Annotated in this window: 12 protein-coding genes; 4 read left to right on the plus strand and 8 right to left on the minus strand. The window is 68.2% G+C overall.

Going from position 1 to position 16,516, the window contains the following annotated elements; genetic code table 11:
• Positions 1-26: 26 nt before the first annotated feature.
• Together VGX25_RS05965 and VGX25_RS05970 are read right to left on the minus strand one after the other, a co-directional pair.
• Positions 27-167, minus strand: a complete 141-nt coding sequence (locus VGX25_RS05965; protein ID WP_326916591.1) for a hypothetical protein — start codon at positions 165-167, stop codon at positions 27-29.
• Between the two features lie 294 nt (positions 168-461).
• Positions 462-1,925, minus strand: coding sequence for an ATP-binding protein (locus tag VGX25_RS05970; protein ID WP_326916592.1), 1,464 nt, complete (start codon positions 1,923-1,925; stop codon positions 462-464).
• Positions 1,926-2,154: 229 nt separating this feature from the next.
• Here VGX25_RS05970 and VGX25_RS05975 point away from each other — a divergent pair, with 229 nt between their 5' ends.
• Both VGX25_RS05975 and VGX25_RS05980 read left to right on the plus strand, forming a co-directional pair.
• Complete coding sequence (locus tag VGX25_RS05975) at positions 2,155-3,450, plus strand: cation:proton antiporter (protein ID WP_326916593.1); 1,296 nt, start codon at positions 2,155-2,157, stop codon at positions 3,448-3,450.
• Between the two features lie 389 nt (positions 3,451-3,839).
• Positions 3,840-4,421, plus strand: a complete 582-nt coding sequence (locus VGX25_RS05980) for an SRPBCC family protein (RefSeq protein WP_326916594.1) — start codon at positions 3,840-3,842, stop codon at positions 4,419-4,421.
• 182 nt (positions 4,422-4,603) lie between these two features.
• Here the strand turns inward: VGX25_RS05980 and VGX25_RS05985 are convergent, their stop codons facing one another.
• The 4 genes from VGX25_RS05985 to VGX25_RS06000 all read right to left on the minus strand — a co-directional run bounded on the left by VGX25_RS05985 (position 4,604) and on the right by VGX25_RS06000 (position 11,697).
• Positions 4,604-5,131 (minus strand): hypothetical protein, encoded by a 528-nt coding sequence (locus VGX25_RS05985; protein ID WP_326916595.1) that lies wholly within the window; start codon positions 5,129-5,131, stop codon positions 4,604-4,606.
• 370 nt (positions 5,132-5,501) lie between these two features.
• Positions 5,502-6,200 carry a hypothetical protein gene (locus VGX25_RS05990; protein ID WP_326916596.1) on the minus strand — a complete coding sequence of 233 codons (699 nt, stop codon included), beginning with the start codon at positions 6,198-6,200 and terminating at the stop codon, positions 5,502-5,504.
• A complete protein-coding gene (locus VGX25_RS05995; protein ID WP_326916597.1) occupies positions 6,187-11,109 on the minus strand; it encodes a CHAT domain-containing protein in 4,923 nt (1,640 codons plus the stop codon). The genes VGX25_RS05990 and VGX25_RS05995 overlap by 14 nt, the downstream gene beginning before the upstream one ends.
• A gap of 75 nt (positions 11,110-11,184) precedes the next feature.
• Complete coding sequence (locus VGX25_RS06000; protein ID WP_326916598.1) at positions 11,185-11,697, minus strand: hypothetical protein; 513 nt, start codon at positions 11,695-11,697, stop codon at positions 11,185-11,187.
• An 827-nt stretch (positions 11,698-12,524) separates the two neighbouring features.
• Here VGX25_RS06000 and VGX25_RS06005 point away from each other — a divergent pair.
• Entirely contained in the window at positions 12,525-13,349 is an 825-nt protein-coding gene (locus VGX25_RS06005; protein WP_326916644.1) for a DUF72 domain-containing protein, read from the plus strand.
• 29 nt (positions 13,350-13,378) lie between these two features.
• Here the strand turns inward: VGX25_RS06005 and VGX25_RS06010 are convergent, their stop codons facing one another.
• Complete coding sequence (locus VGX25_RS06010; RefSeq protein ID WP_326916599.1) at positions 13,379-13,564, minus strand: hypothetical protein; 186 nt, start codon at positions 13,562-13,564, stop codon at positions 13,379-13,381.
• Between the two features lie 1,236 nt (positions 13,565-14,800).
• Between VGX25_RS06010 and VGX25_RS06015 the strand changes: the two genes are divergently transcribed.
• Positions 14,801-16,033, plus strand: coding sequence for an HNH endonuclease signature motif containing protein (locus VGX25_RS06015; protein ID WP_326916600.1), 1,233 nt, complete (start codon positions 14,801-14,803; stop codon positions 16,031-16,033).
• 122 nt (positions 16,034-16,155) lie between these two features.
• Here the strand turns inward: VGX25_RS06015 and VGX25_RS06020 are convergent, their stop codons facing one another.
• Positions 16,156-16,494 carry a hypothetical protein gene (locus tag VGX25_RS06020; RefSeq protein ID WP_326916601.1) on the minus strand — a complete coding sequence of 113 codons (339 nt, stop codon included), beginning with the start codon at positions 16,492-16,494 and terminating at the stop codon, positions 16,156-16,158.
• Between the last annotated feature and the right edge of the window lie 22 nt (positions 16,495-16,516).

A 16,516-nucleotide genomic window follows, 5' to 3' on the forward strand; every position in this document is an offset into this window, starting at 1 on the left:
GACTCCCACGGTGCCGACGGTGCGAATCAGCTGTCTTCCAGGTCGTTGACGCAGCAGTAGAACCCGAGCTGCTCCAGGTCGGTACGGGTGCCGGGGTGAGCCGACCTGGAGCGCGCCAGGCCGCGCCGGAATACGTCCTGCTCACCAAGGTCGTACAGACCGACCACGATCCGCTCCGCCTCGAGATCCCGGCCGCGGCCCACGGCGGCCGTTTGGCAGTGCGATCTGGTCGCTGATGCCCTCGACGAGCACCATGGCCACGGCGTTGGTGGCCTTCGCCAGGGCGCGGGCTGTCGTCCGGGTCGTGGCGTCTGGGCCAGTGTCGCAGCCGTCGGGCACCCTGCGGGCCAGCTCACGACGCTTGGGAACATCCATCGTGATTTCCGCTCCCGTCGTCGGCCTGGCGCATCGCCCCGGGTCTCGAGTGCCGCCCCGCGGGGCGCGTTGGTGTGGATCTGGTGTCAGCCGACCTGCGGCCCTGCCAACTCGGTGATGCTCGCGATCAGCTCGTGCTGACTGATCGGCCCTACCTGGCCACCGGTTCGTGCGTCCTGCATGGCCTTGGTCAGCTGCACCCGACGCAGCACCTCCTTGATGTCGGCACCGGTCATGCCGCGGCTGGCCCGGGCCAGCGCGGTGAGGTCAAGATCGTCGGCGAACATCATGAAGCCGGGTTGCTCGTGCGCCGCGATCAGGCCTCGGATCATCTTGCCGAAGATCTCCGCGCGGCCGTCCTCGTCTGGCTTGGGCACCGAGATCTTCACGTCGAAGCGGCCCGACCGGATCAGTGAAGCGTCAACGCGGTCGGGGAAGTTCGTGGTGGCCACCACCAGCACGTTCGGGTTCGCCTCGATGAGGTCGTTCATCTCCTGCTTGAAGATGCCGGCCACGGCGTTGATCGCTTGACTGGCCGCGTCCCCACCCGCACCCGCGTAGCTAATGATCGAGTCGAACTCATCGAACAGAATGAGCGTGGGAACCCGGTAGCGCCGGGCGTCCCGGAAGACCTGTTTGATGTTGCGCTCGGACCCGCCCAGCCATTTGTCGAGGATCTCCGGCGTACGGATCTCCCGGAAGTCGGCACCGATCTCATTGGCCAACGCTCGGCACAGCATGGTCTTTCCGGTGCCGGGCGGTCCGTACATGAGGATGCCCTGCGGACGACGCGCCCCCCACCGCGCCATCGCCTCCGGGTGCTGAAACGACACCGCGATCTGTCGCAACTGGCTCACCACGTCGGTCAGTCCACCGACCTGATCCAACGTGACCGACCGGGTGGTGACCGGCACCGCTGGCAGGTACTCCCGAGACACCGTGTAGCGCCGCCCGCGCAGGCTGTCCGGTCCGGTGATCTCCAGCACCGCCTGCAGCGTCAGGCCGATGAAACCACGCAGATGATCAGGGTTGACCTCCTCACGCGGGACCGCGGCCCGCAGCCGCACCACCGTCCCCGAGGAGTCGTAGGCGACCTCGGCCGCCAGCCCCAGGTCAGCATCGACCAGCCGACCCGGCGCGCGGTTCGCCGGTGGCTGGGCGGACCAGTCCAGACCCAGTCTGCGGTACGCGGCCACTGCCACCGCCCCAACCCCATCCACGATTCGCGTGACGACCGCGTCACCGGCCTCGATCCGCTTGGACAACAGCAACCCCACCGGGTCATGGCCCAGGATCAACGAACGGATCCATTCCTTGTCGGCGATGCCGATCGCGCCAGTGAACAGACACACCGGCCCGTCCTCCCCGTCCGCGCTACTCACCCCAACCTCGACCCACTGCACAGCACCCGGCCACACCGCCCCACGCAGCAACACGACCGGACCGACCCGGGCCGCAGTCAGCATCGCCGCGGCATCCAAGAGCTCGACCGTCGCGCCGGCGAAGGTAAACGTGTTACCACACGGTCGTGCGGGATTTGCCTCCGACATGTCTCCTCCGCACCTCGTCCGGTCCTTCCAGCCTGACACGGCCCGACACGCCAGGCCGGACGCTCGGCAGCACTGCCCGCCGCAACAGATCCGTGGCAGGCTCGTCGATCGCCGTCTCGGGGACGGAGACGGTTGGCCTGGCGGCCTTCACGTCGGTGAGTTTGCGGGTGCTGCCGCCGGGTACGGCCATTGGCGATGGCATGACGGTGGGGCTGACGGTGGAGGTGTGGTGGCGGATCCGGCACCTGTTCTGTATGCCGGTGCCGGGTTGTCGACCCTGGCGGCGGCGTTGTTGCCGCGGCTTTTGAACAGGGCCCCGATCTCGATGCCGATGGTGTTTCTCGGCGCCGGAGTGTTGGTGTTCGGGATGATCGATGGGCTACCCGATCCCGACCCGTTGCGTTATGGCACGGTAACGCTGCGCCTGACCGAGCTGTGCGTGATCATCTCGTTGATGGGCGCGGGCCTGGCGCTGAACCGGGCGGTGAGCCTGCCCGGTTGGTCGACCACGTGGCGGCTGTTGGGAATCACCATGCCGGTGTTCATGGTGACGGTCGGCCTGCTCGGCTGGGCACTGCTCGGGCTCGGGGTGGCCGCCTCGGTGCTGCTGGCCGCGGCTCTGGCGCCCACCGACCCGGTGCTGGCCAGCGAGGTCCAAGTAGGCGAACCCGCTGAGAGCCCGGAGGCCGAAGAGGACGAGGCACGGTTCGCGCTGACCTCGGAGGCCGGGCTCAACGACGCATTGGCCTTCCCGTTCACCTATCTGGCGATCGCGATCAGCGTGGTGGGTGCCGGCCCGTCGGGGTGGCTGCCACGGTGGATCGGCGTGGACGTGGGGTGGCGGCTGACCGCCGGCATACTGGTCGGCCTGCTGACCGGGTGGATGCTGCGCAAGCTGTTCTTCTCCGCACGATCGGACAAGATGCGGCTGGCCGAGCACGCCGAGGGATTCGTGGCGCTTGCGGCGACCTTCCTGGCCTACGGGCTGACGGAACTGGTCGAGGGGTACGGCTTCGTGGCGGTCTTCGTCTGCGCCTGCACCATCCGGGCCGGCGAGCGGCATCACGGCTACCACCGTATCCTGCACCAGTACGTCGAGCCGACCGAACGCATGCTCACCGTACTGATCATCTTCCTGCTCGGTGGAACGGTGGCCACCGGCCTGCTGGCCGGCCTCAGATGGCCGGAGATCCTGATGGCGCTACTGGTCCTGCTCGTGCTGCGCCCAGTCACCGGCCAACTCGCCCTCATTCGCGGCGGCACCGGGCCCCGTGAGCGCGCGGCGATCTCCTTCTTCGGCGTGCGCGGCGTCGCCACGCTGTTCTACCTGGCCTACGCCCTGCCGGCCGGCCAGTTCGCCGACCCGGCCGCCCTGTGGCGGGTGGCGGGCCTGGTCGTGATCGCCTCGATCGTCCTACACGGCATCTCCGCCGCCCCTGCCATGCTGCTGCTCGACCGCCGCCGGAACCAGGCCGCCCGCGACCGCCACGGCAATCCCGATCAAGCACCCCGCACCGCCGTGTGACCACCAGCAGCCTCCCGGGACCGGGCAGCGCGCACCGTCCGCATCACGGATCAACTGTGCCATGGACACGTCCTTCGGCTCTCCTGGACAGCCGACAATGCGGGTCGTCACGCGGGACGGGCGCTGGCTCGCCTCCGGTGGGGTCGATGGGTCGGTCCGGTTGTGAGCATCCCGCCGAAGTCCTGCCGGGTTCGGCTAGAGCACCCTCGAAGGGCGCGGAGGCCGACCGGGACTGTCCGACGAGGTGGCGGCGGTGGCCATCGCATCCGAGGGGCAGTGGCTGGCGTTCGTCGGGGAGCGCGACAAGTCGGTGCGTGAATCTGGGAGCCGGCCACGGGGGCATGCCACACCGTGATGCGCCTCTACGTGTTCGAATTCGACGGGAGCATGTGACCCAGGCGAGCGCGACGGCGGCGCATGGTGTCGAGGAAGCCGAAGCCGTAGCGGCTGTCGTCGCTGGAGCATTCCTGCTGGCCTGGTCCGGCGATCCGCGCTCACCTCGTCTTCTGCCCGATCGGGTAGGTGTGAATGCCGTGACCGCGGGCTATCCGGAGGCCATGGCGATCTACACGCACAGCGCCGAGGCCGATGTTCCGGCCGACGTGCTGTTCCGGTTCCTGGCCGACCCGCGGAACCTGCCGCGGTACTTCCCACAGATGACGGCGGCCGAGCCATCGGGTGGTGAGACGGTGCATGTCGAGGCCGAGGTGCACGGGGATCATGTCGAAGGTCAGGCATGGGTGCGGCCCGACGAGTCTGCGCGCCGGCTGGAGTGGGGCGCTGAGGGGCCGGACGACTACCGCGGCGAACTCCAGGTCGACGAACTCGAACCCGGCCGATCACGCATCACCGTGACCTTGCACAGCGTCCGGAAGGCGGACGGCGGCGAAGTTCAGGAAGAGCTGGAGCAGACCGTGGCCGCACTGGCCCAGGCCGCCGCCGCGGACGGCGACGCCGCACAACGCGAGTAGACCCACACCGCCGTGTCACCGTCCATTCCCGTGTGGAGTGACGAGTGCCGAGAGCGAAGAGGCTGCCGTGACGGCAATCAGGGAGTACCCGTCACCGCGCGGCCACTGCGGTGAAGGCAGGGCACCTGTCTAATGATCCAACTGAACCGGCAACCAAAGTGAGAGTGCCAGGTGTCCAGGACTCAGGTGACGGCCAGGCGTGTGGTTAGTATGCAAGTCCCTCCTCGGACACGCACACTATTCACCCGCATCGACACTTCCGCGATCGATGCTCCCGGTTCGTAGACGACCTGCAGGTCGGTGCTGGCGTACAGCTCGGCGAGCTTGTCTCCCTTCGCGTCGTTGAGCTTGGCGGCCATGTCGCCGAGCGAGTCGATCCGCGTGTATACCTCGGCGGCATCCATCAGGTTCGGCGCGGGAGCGTTGTCTATGTCCGCTTGGGCCGCCGTCCGCTCGGCTTGTGCTGCGTTGATCACCTCTACGAGCGCGCTCGGGTCGACGCCGGCAGCGATGGCGGCCTGGAACTTCCGTAGCCGTCGCTCGGCGTCAGTGAGCCGCTTCCGCGCGGCTTCTCCCCCGCCGGGCTTTCGCGTCGTGCCTTCCTGCGAAGCGACGAGCGCGGCCACCGTCTGATCAACGTTGTCGGGGTGGAACAGGCCGGCGAGCCAGGTGTTCACCGCGTCGCGGATCGTGCTCTCGCGGAGGTACACGGCTGACGGATGTGCGGCCAGCACCGGGGACTCCGGCGCCAGCGTCCGGGCCGGGCAGCGGTAGTACATGGGTCGGGTGCGCCGGAGGAGTCGGAGGCGTGGGTGCTGCTGGCCCAGGCCCTGCCCGACGACACGCCGCCAGAGCTGGTCGCACTGCCTACACCGTCTGCGGTGCCGCGCCCGACAGTCCTGCTCGACCTGATCCTGGAGGGCGCCAGCGGCTCAGCCCACCCCGGGCTAGGAGCACGTAGCGCTCGTCGCTGACCGGGCGACCCGCTGAGGTCTTCGACGGACACCGACCGCACCAGGGGGCGCACGACCGCGGTCGGCTAGCGATCTTCGGCCCTCGCGACGACGACCAGCCGCGGGTCTAAGCTAGTGCGAAGGAAAGCGGCTCGCCGGAATCGAGAGCTACCCGGAACGGGAAAACGCCGAGCCGCTTGCGGGTGAGCGTGGCGCGCAGATCCACCGAGCCGGTGACGGCGGCCTCGCGCGGGATGCGGGCGACCAGGGCAAGCCGTTGCGAGCCACGGACCTCGTCGCTCGACGTCGGGGTGAACTCCCACGTGCACGCCGGCTCCTGCAACCCGTAGCTTTCCACGAACACCTCGCTGGCCTTGCCGGTCGTGCCCAGCTCGACCGACGCCTCGAAGCCCAGGTTGGCACCGAGCTTGAGCGACCGGGACCGCTCGACCGGTCGCTCGGCCCGCTGTGGCGTCAACGACCACACGATCGGCGGCGGCACCTCGGCGCCGTCGTCGCGGGCCAGCCGCACGGTCAGCCAGGCCTGGCCGAACCTGGCGTCCTCACCCGGGGTGAACGTGGCACCGAGGTGTACCAGGTGAAAGCTCCACGCTTGGTCGGCGAGGAACGCTCGGAGCGCCGCGTCGTCCCCGGCCAGCTCGGCGGTGATCGGCTGGACGACCGGCACACCGAGGGAAACCGCGCCGCGCACCGGATCCGGCCGGTCCGCTGCCCTCGTGACCCGGTCGTCCGGCACGAGCTCCCCGGCGGCCTCGGTCAGATCGGGTACCTCGATCTCCATGCCCGCCCTCTCAACGCCAGTCACCGGTGTAGTAGAAGGCCCCCCAGTCCCGGTACTGCGGGTGGGCGGCCCTGGTCTGCCGCTGCGCCTCGGTGAACGAGTCCAGCCGGGACCGACCCCGGCGCAGCTCCCGGTAGAGCGTAGTGAAGAAGTCGCGCGAGGTCCGGGTCTCCACCGGCCAGAGCGTGCCGACGATCGCCGACGCGCCCCGCAGCAGCAGGCTCGCCGGGATGCCGCGCAGGTTGTCCGCGGCGTCGAAGCGGCCGAGCGCGGTCTCGCACGCCGACAGGGTCACCAGGTCGAGCCCGCTCAGGTCGAGGCGGAGCAACTCGTGCGCGCTGACCCGCTCATCGGCCACGTACAGGCTCTGAAATGCCGGCGCGGCAACGTTGTGCACGCCGTGGGTGGCGATGTGGAACAGCCGCGCCGAGCTGAGCGCGTCAAACACCGCCACCTCGGTGGCCTGCTCGTCGATCAGCGCGGTGGTGCCGAACTCGGCGGCGACGGCCTGGGCCTCCTCGACCGCCTCGGGGATCGGCGGCAGCCGGCCGTCGGCGAAGCCGACCCCGACCGAGGCCAGCGTGCCCTTCCCCGCGCGGGTAACCACGTCGCGCTCCAGCAGGGCGAGGTTGGGCAGGTAGGTGACGGCCCAGGTTTCGGCCAGCGGCCTGCCATCCAGGTACAGCAGATGCAGCGGCGCGAAATGCAGCCCGGCGTGCGGAACGATCGCCAGATGCCGCCGGCCGGCCGCGTACTCCTGCCGCAACAGATCGGTGACCGGGCCGAACAGCTGGGGAAGCCCGTCAATGAGGGCGGCCTCGGTCGAGCGTGCGATCGGGCGGACCGGGCCCGGCTCGGTGAGCACCGCGCGGCGCATCCAGTCGGCGGACAGGCCAAGCCCGTCGAGCACCCTGACCCGGTCACCGACGTGGACCTCGGTGCGCTGGTTCGCGTGCTCGGCGTCGGCGATCGGGTTGGGCACCAGCACCAGCCGATCGCTGGTGGCGACCAGCGACAGCAGCGAGCGCCCGCCCTCGGGGTTGTGCGACAGGTAGATGTAGAGCAGCACGGTGTCCACCGGCAGCAGGCCGAGCAGGGAGTCGATGCTCAGCAGCCGGAACGACTCGTCCCCGGTGAGCCGGCGCTGCACCCCGGCGTCGAAGGTGCGCTCCAGGTTAATCCGCTGCTGGGCGAGGCTCATGCCGGCCGCGTCCAGCCGCTCGGAATATGGCGTCACCAACGTGAACGCGTCGAGGTCCACATCGCGGTCGGGCTCCTCGTCGAGCTGGCCGAGCAGCTCGAGCAGGTGGGCGGACTGCTCGTCGGCACGCGCGTCGAACTCGACCCCGGCGCGCAAGGCGTCGACGAACCGGGCACCCTTGGCCATTTGCAGGCACGCGAACAACGCCGGCGCCTCGCTCCCGTCGGTCACCGCGCCGATCACCTGCGACCAGATCGTCTGCAGCACCTCGGTCGCGGCCGCGCCGATCAGGTTCTCGGCGGTCACCGCCAGCGGACCGAGTGTCTCCGCCGCCGCGGTGGCAAGCCCCTTGCCGCCAGCGTCGGCGACGTACTTGGCGATCAGGGTCAGACACTCCATCGCGGCGTCCGGCGCGGACAGCGCCAGGAACTCCGCGCAGGCGGCGGCCTGGGTGCGCATCGCATGCTCCAACTCGCCGCGCTCGTAGGCCCGGGTCGACACCTGGGTGTACCAGGCGGCGGTGAGGGCCGACAGCGCGTCGGTGTGCCCGGCGAACACGTCCTCGAAGTACTCGGGGATCACCTCCAAGTTGGTGAGCCAGCCCTCCTCGCCCGCCGCGTTCTCGGCCCCCAACCAGCCACGGCCGGTGAGCGCCAGCAGCGCCAAGGCGGTGCGCTCCCTCGGCCAGTCCGCCTCGGCCGCCTGCTCGAGCAGGGCAATGCTGGCCTCCTCCGGGTCCGCACCGGGACCGGGTTCGCCGTCCGCCAAGTCGGAAGCGTCGAGCCACAGCAGCTGGTGCACCTGGAGCACCTTGAGCCGGTCGCGCTCACCGAGCCCCCGGATGTAGTCCTCGGCGTCGGCGAACAACCGCCTTGCCCTTGGCCGGTCGAGATACCGCAGCAGCTGCCCGACGCCGACCAGCGTGCCGGTGGCGGCTTCCGCGCCGACCTGCTCGGCGATCTCCGCGATTGAGCGGGACAGCAGGCGTTCGATCGCCGCCGGGTCCGGCCGCTGACCGGCGCTCCATTGGGAAAGCAGGGCATTGGTCAGCAGCTGGGGATAGGCCTCGGCGTCGGTGCTGGCGACCGCGCGTGCGGCGATGTCGGCGAGTGCCTCCTCGTCGATCTTCAGACCGAGCGCGGACCGGATCGAGTAGACGTTCAGGATCAGGTTCAGCACATGGCTCAGCTGCACGGGTTCCGCCAGCTCCAGCGCCCGGAGCAGGTACGCCTCGCCGGTGTCGATCATCTCGATGATGTCCGGCATCGCAACGCCGACCCCACCCGGGACCTCGACCGGGTCGAGGACGTATTCACTCCGCCGGTCCAACCAGCGGCGATATCCGCTGAGGTTGATCGTGTCCGATGAACCCCCGTTGTAGAGATTGTTGTGAGGAGCGATGTACAGCGCCCCCAACGCGAGAAGCACCTCGGCCCGCTGGCCGGGCTCCTCGTCGGGGGTCGCCTCGATCGAGCGCAGCAACCGCTCGCCGGCATCCCGCGCGCTGTGCAGCACCCGGCCATCCGGCAGGTTGATCAGCAGCTGCCTGGCGACGAAAAGCCAGCGGTACCGGGCAATCGCGACGATCGCCCTGCCTTCCTCCGAGTTCGGCAAGCGCTCCGCGGCCGCGAGCACGAGCTGCTGCAGGCGTGACCCCTGGCGCCACTTCCCTTCCCCGATCAGGTTCATCGCGGTCGCTTCGACAAGGGCGTGGACGTAAGGAAGGGAGAGCGTGGCGACCACGCTCGCCGAGCGGGCGTGCTCGAGGGCATCGGCCATGCTGACCGAGGCGTCGACCGAGGTGAACAGCGTCTCGATCAGGCCGGCGCCCCATGGGAAGGCGCCCGGATTCTCGAACAGGAACTGGAGCAACGCGTTCAGCACGTCCAGCCCACGGCCGATTCGGTCGCGATCGTCGTCGCTTTCCGCTCCGGGAATCAACCCGTCCCGCGCCGCCGTGATCATCTCGATGGCGGCGACCGAGAACAGGGGCGCGCGAATCAGCTTGATCATGTCGTCGGTCGAGGCGTCGGCCAGCTCGCGCACCGCGTCAAGGCACTCGTCAAGCTCGTAGAGCAGGCATTCGACCAGCGGCCGCCGGTCCATCGGCCACCGCGGCGCGGCCTCATCGACCGGCTTGATCGGATCGCTCTCCTCGAGCCTGGCGAGCACGTGCTGGACGGCCGGCCGTAGCAGGTCGTCCAGCCGGGCCTTGGCCCGCTGCGCCTGCTCGGTCCGCTGGAGCTCCTCGAACAGCTCGGCTTCCATCCGCATGGCCATCCGTAGCCGCCGGGCCAAGCCGGGGTGCTCATGGTCGGCGACCTGCTCCTGGAACTTGTCCACCAGCGCGGGCACCTGCTCGGCGGCCGCGCGGCCGGGGGCATTGAGCAGGAGGGTGATGTGGTTGTAGAGCGCCAAACCCACCCAGAAGATCACGTGTGGGTCGGGGTGCGAGGCGAACCGCTCGACCACCCGGCGGTAGGCCGCCGCCGCCTCCTCGGTGCGCTCAAGGGCGCGCAGGGCGGCCGCCCGGTTGTAGCCGAGGCTCGCTGTGCTGTCCGCCGGCGCGTCGATATCGGCGGCGCGGTCGAGCAGCTCGTCGAACAACGCGAGACCGCGCTCGGGATCCTCGCCGGCGACCCGGATCGCCGCGGCCGTCCAAACGGAGAACCCGGCACCGACATCACCGACACCCGCGTGGCGCAGGCGGACGGTAAGCGTTCCTTCCAGGTTGGCCTCAAACGCCGGGCGCTCCGGATCGTCGGCGGGCACGGCGTCGACGGCCCGCTGCCCGGCGGCGATCGCGGCATCCAGATCGGCCAGGTCACCGGTGCGCTCGAACTGGCTGCGCAGCGCGATGCCGAGGCTGGACCAGGCCATGGCGTGGCCGGGGTGCCCGACCGGCGTGGCCTCGGCGGCCCGGCGCAGGTTGGCCAGCGCGGCGTCGAGGTCCTCCGGTACCCGGCCATGCTCGTAGCGGATGTGCTGGGCGGCACCGAGGTTGTACCGGGCGGTGGTCCAATCGGGATCGTCCTCGCCGACGAGTTCGACGACCTGCTCGCTGAGCTTGACAGCGGTGTCGAGGTCGGCTGGCTCGCCGGTGCGCTCGAAGCGGCTCCGCGAGGCCGAGCCGAGTTTGGACAGGGTGCCGACGCGATCCGGGTCGCCCTCGGGCATGGTGTCCAGCGCCTCGCGCAGCCGGTCGAAGACCGCCTCCTCGTCGGCCGGGTCGCCGGCGAGCTCCAAGCGGGTGTAGTGGTAGGTGGCAAGCTCGTCGAGGAAGGAGCCGCGAACCGGGGCATCCGCCGGGAGCTCGGCAATGGCCTGCGCCAAGGTGTCGATGGCCGCGTCGAGGTCCTCCCGGGTTCCGGTCCGCTCGAACCGAATCCACCGCAGCGCCGCGGCGTTGGCGCGGTAGTAGGCGAGCCGGGGATCGCCGTCCGGAGTGGCCTCGACGGCCGCCATCGCCGAGGCGACGGCGACCTCGAGACCGTCGGGCGGTCCGGTGAACCCGGCATTGACGCGTGCGGCTTGGCTCAGCCTCGCCAACTGGTCCGCGCGGTCGGGGTCATCGTCCGGCGTGGCGTCCACGATGCGTTGCCACGCCTCGACGGCGGCCGCGGCGGCGTCCGGATCTGGGTCCTCGAAAAGGGTCATCAGCAGCCGCTGGGCGGCGTCGATGTCATCCTCGGAGACGCTGTCAATCTGGCGGGGAAGCGGTTTGTCATGCATGGCGCCCGCGTTTCGGTTGCGGTTCTCCGCTGATGATCGGCGCCGGGACGCGTCCCGTTACCCCTGGCTATCCAGCTATTGCACGCGAGTCGTGGCCGCGACCGGCACCGGCTGATCCTTGGGCCAGCACATCCACCCGGGGTTCGGGGAGAGCAGCCACCCGGCCGGGCGGAAGTCGAGCTGACCGGAGGCGGGCATGGTCACCTGGGCCGTCCCGTTCTCCACTCGGAAGTACTCCCCAGCCTGCAGCGCGGGGCTGGACATCCGGGTGGTCTCGAACCACTGGTCGGGCCCCTCGCCGAACCTGACCCGGGCCGTCGCCTTCCAGTAGCCGGCCGGACGGGCCTCGCTCTGCACGTTGTTCCGGTCGACGATCCGGTTGACCGTCACGGTGATCGTCTGGCCGGGCGACGCGGTTGCCGGGGCGCTGATCGTGGTCTCGATGACCCTGGTGTGCAGCGGAGTCCAGATCCCGCCGCAATTGTGGGTCAGCACGAGCGTGTCTGCGGAGGCGGCGACGACGGTGAACCCGGCCGCCATGGTGATCGCCGCGATCACCGACGCGACCGTCCTGCTGAGTCTTTTCATGGTTCCCTCCAGTGTGGTCCACCCAGTACCCCACTACCTGAACACCCCGGCCGGCCCCGACGCAACTTCGAAAGATCGGGCTTTGCGGTAGTCGCTGTGAGGGCTGGCACGGTCAGCGTCCGCCTCGGGCGGCGAGCGTGAGGATCCTGGCTTCCTTCCACCCGAGCGTTCTCGCCGAGTTCGACTGGCAGGAACTGCGCCCGGACTCATCCGCGCCCGACGTGCTCGCGATCCTGAGGTCCGGCTTGTCACCTTCGTCGAAGTGCTCTCGACCAGCACGAACTCGGACAGCTCGCCGCAGCGTTTGTCCTGGACCGGCGTGCCCGACACCCCGTAAGCGTCTGGAGGCATCGCCATGGGACGCATTGGACGGGGTTTCGTATGGATGTCCCGGCCGTCCAGCGAACAATTCACAGGTCAGCTGATGGTTTCTCGGCTCAAGAGCGACGAGTGGACACGTTAGAGGGACGGGTTCTGTTGCTGTCGAGGTCAAACGACGTGCGGGTGAAGTGGTCGCAAGATCGTTCTCGGACACGGTCATCCCGTCCTTTGGCTCGGTGGCCACGTCGACCGTTCGCCAGTCGGCGTTGTAGATCATCACTAGGCGTAGATCGCTGTAGAGCGTTTCGAGTTGCGCGGGGTCGCCGTCGTTGAGCAGGCCGTTCAGCTCGGCGAACGCCGCCTCACGCTGCTCGTGTGCGTGCCCGCGGCGCTGCTGCCGGCGGTGCCGCTCCGGGGTCGTGAGTAGAAATGGCTGTTCGGGTATTAGTTTCAATCACGACCGACGGGAGCTGGGCGAAGTGGCACGTCTTCATGTCGGCTGTGCAATGTGGACCCACCAGGCGTGGCCCGGGCGGTTCCTGCCACAGTCGCTGCCAGCCAAGGAGCGCCTGCGGGCCTACGCTGGCTGGTGCAACGCGGTCGAGGGCAACACCACCTTTTACGCGACGCCCGCCCGAAGCACCGTCGCGACGTGGGCTCAGCAAGTCGACTCCGGTTTCCGGTTCGTGGTCAAGCTGCCCAAGGTTGTCACGCACGAGCGCCGGTTCGTCGGTGTCGAGGCCGAGATGCGGGCGTTCCTGGACGCGATCGAACCCCTCGGCGAACGGGCAGTTCTGTGGACCCAGTTGCCCGGCTCGTTCGGCCCTTCGGACGTCGACGCCCTCGGCCGCTTCCTGCGCCGGCTGCCCGTCGACCGCCAACGCGCCGTGGAGGTGCGCCACCCCGGGTTCTTCACCGACGCCGGCTCGACGTCGCTGCTGGAGGGGACACTCGCCGACGCGGACGCCGAGTGGGTGCCGTTCGACACCACGGTCTTCTTCCAGAGCCCGCCGACCAGCGAGGCCGAGCAGGACGCCTGGGCCAAGAAACCGCGGTTGCCGCGGCGGACGCGGGCGCTGACCGACCGGCCGATCGTCCGCTACCTGGGCCGGGACTCGGTCGAGGAGACGGTCGGGGGCTGGCGGCCGTGGACCGGGGTGGTCGCCGGCTGGCTGCGCGAGGGCCGGTCGCCGACGGTCTTCGTGCACACCCCCGACAACAACGACGCGCCGGCGCTCGCCCGCCGGTTCCACGACAACGTGCGAGCGCTGGTGCCCGGCCTCGACGCGCTGCCCGAGCCGGAACCGGTCGGGCCCGCGACCCTGTTCTAAGCGATGTCACGACCGGGCGGGTCACCCCATCACCCCGGCATGAGCGACATGGTGATCACCGGATCCACCGACATCACCGGTGTGACGCGCTCCGCGGGCGATCGCGAACGGCTCGCGGGCCTCGAGCGGGCGCCATCGAGGCCGACGCGCTCGACGAGCCGTCGCTGCGCCGCGCGTTCGACGGGACGGACGTCGTAGTCAACCTGCTGACCCACCTCCCGAGCGCCGACAGCATGGTCGCCCCTCGGCCTAGGCGGAGCACGACCACCTCCGGACCGCGGCGTCGGCGGCGATCGCGCCCGGCCCGCCGGCGTGCGCCGACTTAGGAAGGAGTCGATCGCGTTCCTGTTCGTCGACGCTCGCGACGACTGGCTCGACGAGGACACGCCGATCGCCGGCGGCGGCCTCACGACGGCGGCGCTGACCGCCGAGCAGAACCCGCGCGACCTGTTTCGACGGCGACACGGTCGTGCTGCGCTTCGGGCTCTTCACGGGGCCCGACAGCGGGTCACCCTGGAGGCCGCGCGCGGCGGATGCTCTGGCTGGACGACGCCGCGACCGCCATTGCCGCGATCGTCCGCGTCCGGCTGGGACGTACAACGTCACCGATACCGACCCGCCGACGAACGCCGCGCTGGCCGCCGCAGTCGGGGTCGGGCCGCTGCGCCCGCAGACGCCGCATGACGGGCCACCGGCGCGCTCACAGCGGGTGTCGAGCCGCCGGCGGTGCGGCGCGCTCGTGCGCGCGGGCATGACCCGCCAACCGCCGCGCTCGGCACAACATCGAGAGAGCCGCTGCCATCGTGTCGGATCTGGTGACGGCGATCACTGTCACTGAGGCGGGCATTCGTCGTCGCGGCATCGTCAAGTTGCGGCTACCAGCACTCGCAAGCAGGAACCCCTCCTCCCGCCTTCTTCTTAATCAGGCCAGATCGAGGCGTAGGAATAGTGCGCAACTCCGGCCTCGGACACCCCCTGGTGGCATCCCTGCCACATCTGACGCGGTCCTGGTCAGGCCGCAGGTGTCCTGCGTACAGATGATCATCATCCGTGTCGTCCGGACATGCCGGGCCAGTTGGGGTCTTGTCGATACCCAGCGCGCGGTTGTTACGGGGCACCGCCAACCACGCCCGGTGATGGCTTCGAGGATGGCGGCGTCGAGGGCGCCGGCGTTGATGCGCGCGTAGTCGCGCTTGGCGTTGCCGTCGTCGGTTGACGTTCCAGCATGTGTTGTAGCGGTAGGTCTTGTGGCGGCCGGTGGCGCGGGTGCCGATCATCGGCTTGCCGCAGCGGGGCAGTTGATGCGGCCGGTGACGACATGGTCGCTGCTGCTGGCGGCGCGGTGGGCTTGGCTATCGCTGGGTGCTTCGAGGTAGGCACAGCCAGATAGCGCCCGGGTTGTGCCATGGCTCGGGATAGGGTGAGGTCGCCACCCGTGGAGAGGATGCTGAGTGACGATCACATCTGAGGCTCGAAAGCGGCTGTGGGCGCGGTCGGGGAACCGCTGTGTGATCTGTCGAAAAGAGTTGGTTCGGGATGATATTGAAGGTGTACCTGGCGCGCTGATCGGCAACGAGGCGCACATTATTGCGCGTTCACCCGGGGGGCCGCGTTACGTGCTTGGTGAGGGAGCGCGGGACGACTATGAAAATCTGATCCTGCTGTGCGCTAATGACCATATTGAGGTTGACAGACAGCCGAGTCGGTACACCGCAGAGCATCTACGCCTTCTCAAATCCAATCACGAAAAATGGGTGTCGGGACGAATGCGGGGTCGCCGCTGGAAGCGTGCCGCGTTCGTCGGTGCGCCGTCCTTAGCGCTGGCGCTTGTTGGTTATCTTGTGGTTTTTCATGGTGAACAGGAGGCTCGGGACCGTCGAGGTGATGCCCATAGCTCTCTGGAGACCGCATCACAGAGCTCTACATCCGGCGGAGACCCGGTTTATACCAGCGTTAACAAGATCTACCATTCTGAAGGCGGGTTCGCTCGCATAGTCCCCGGTGGACTGGACAGCAAACAGCGCTCCGAATTGGAGCACGACTTGGATGACAAAATCATTAGCTCTTCTCTTATTGAAGATATGGGTGTTCCCGTTGGTGCAGATAACGAGGAAATAGTCGTACAAGCCAAAACCTCGACCGTCTTATTGACAGGACTAAGAGTTGTGGTTGATGAGTACCTGAAACCTCTCAGTGGGAGTATGTTGATCGTCGGTTCTCAAGGCGGAGGTGAACCTGTATCTGTTTGGTACGATTTGGGCGACCGCAGCGGGGCGGGAGGACAGGGCATACCCGCCCGGGGCGGGGACGGATCTGACTACTTTGCTCGCAATAACTACACGCTGACCCCTGGCGAGCCAGTGGAGTTCCAAGTCGAGGTGATCTCAACTGGATGCTACTGTCGATATCACTTCGAATTAGATGTGAGCGCGAACGGGAATCGTCATACGGTGGACGTGTTCGCGTCGAATGGCAAGCCGTTCGAGGTTACATCTGGGACAGCCGACTTAAAGGATCTATACGCTACTCCGTATCCTTACGGTAGCGAAGCCGACTTACGTTCGATCGAGAATTTGGGCATATTGGGTAAATATCCGATCGCCGAGTACTGTGCCAAGGGTACATCTAATGCATTCTGCAATCCAGATACGCCATTACCATGGGAAATGAACGGCGGTCGTTAGTATCAAAGACCTGGGACCGGTTCTTGATCTCGAGCTGCTGCCCCGGTGCCGCTGCGCTCGCAGCCTGCACGGTCCGTTCCAGGTGGACACCCGAGGCCATGTATTCCTGCGCGGACCAACCGTTATTCGTGCGACTGATCTGTTGCCGCGCCATCCCATAGCGCGGCGAGGCTGATCAAGAAGTGGTCGAGATCGTCTGCGTGAACCCAAGCGGCGACGTAGTCGTCAAAAACACCCGCTGTTCGACCCTCCCGCTGAGCCGATTTCGACCGGGCAACAAGTCGCTTGAGAAACCCGATCACGAGGGCTTCCACACCCGGGACGAACTTCTCATCGATGCGGTCGGCGTGCTGAGGCAGGTCAAGTTCGACGAAGATCTCGCTGTGATGCCGGTTGATGCCCAAGAGTCCTGGAAGGCCGTGCTGGGCAGCCAGATCCGCAGACACCGTTGACGTCGCCATAGCCACAGGATGGCAGACCTCG

Origin of the sequence: Actinophytocola sp. (genome assembly GCF_035942955.1) — a bacterium.
Classification (GTDB): Bacteria; Actinomycetota; Actinomycetes; order Mycobacteriales; family Pseudonocardiaceae; genus DASYTH01.

Bases quoted from the DNA above. Each gene is read 5' to 3' on its own strand.
- VGX25_RS05970 (WP_326916592.1), bottom strand. From the start codon at position 1,925: ATGTCGGAGGCAAATCCCGCACGACCGTGTGGTAACACGTTTACCTTC.
- VGX25_RS05995 (WP_326916597.1), bottom strand. From the start codon at position 11,109: ATGCATGACAAACCGCTTCCCCGCCAGATTGACAGCGTCTCCGAGGAT.
- VGX25_RS06000 (WP_326916598.1), bottom strand. From the start codon at position 11,697: ATGAAAAGACTCAGCAGGACGGTCGCGTCGGTGATCGCGGCGATCACC.
- VGX25_RS06005 (WP_326916644.1), top strand. From the start codon at position 12,525: ATGTGGACCCACCAGGCGTGGCCCGGGCGGTTCCTGCCACAGTCGCTG.
- VGX25_RS06020 (WP_326916601.1), bottom strand. From the start codon at position 16,494: ATGGCGACGTCAACGGTGTCTGCGGATCTGGCTGCCCAGCACGGCCTT.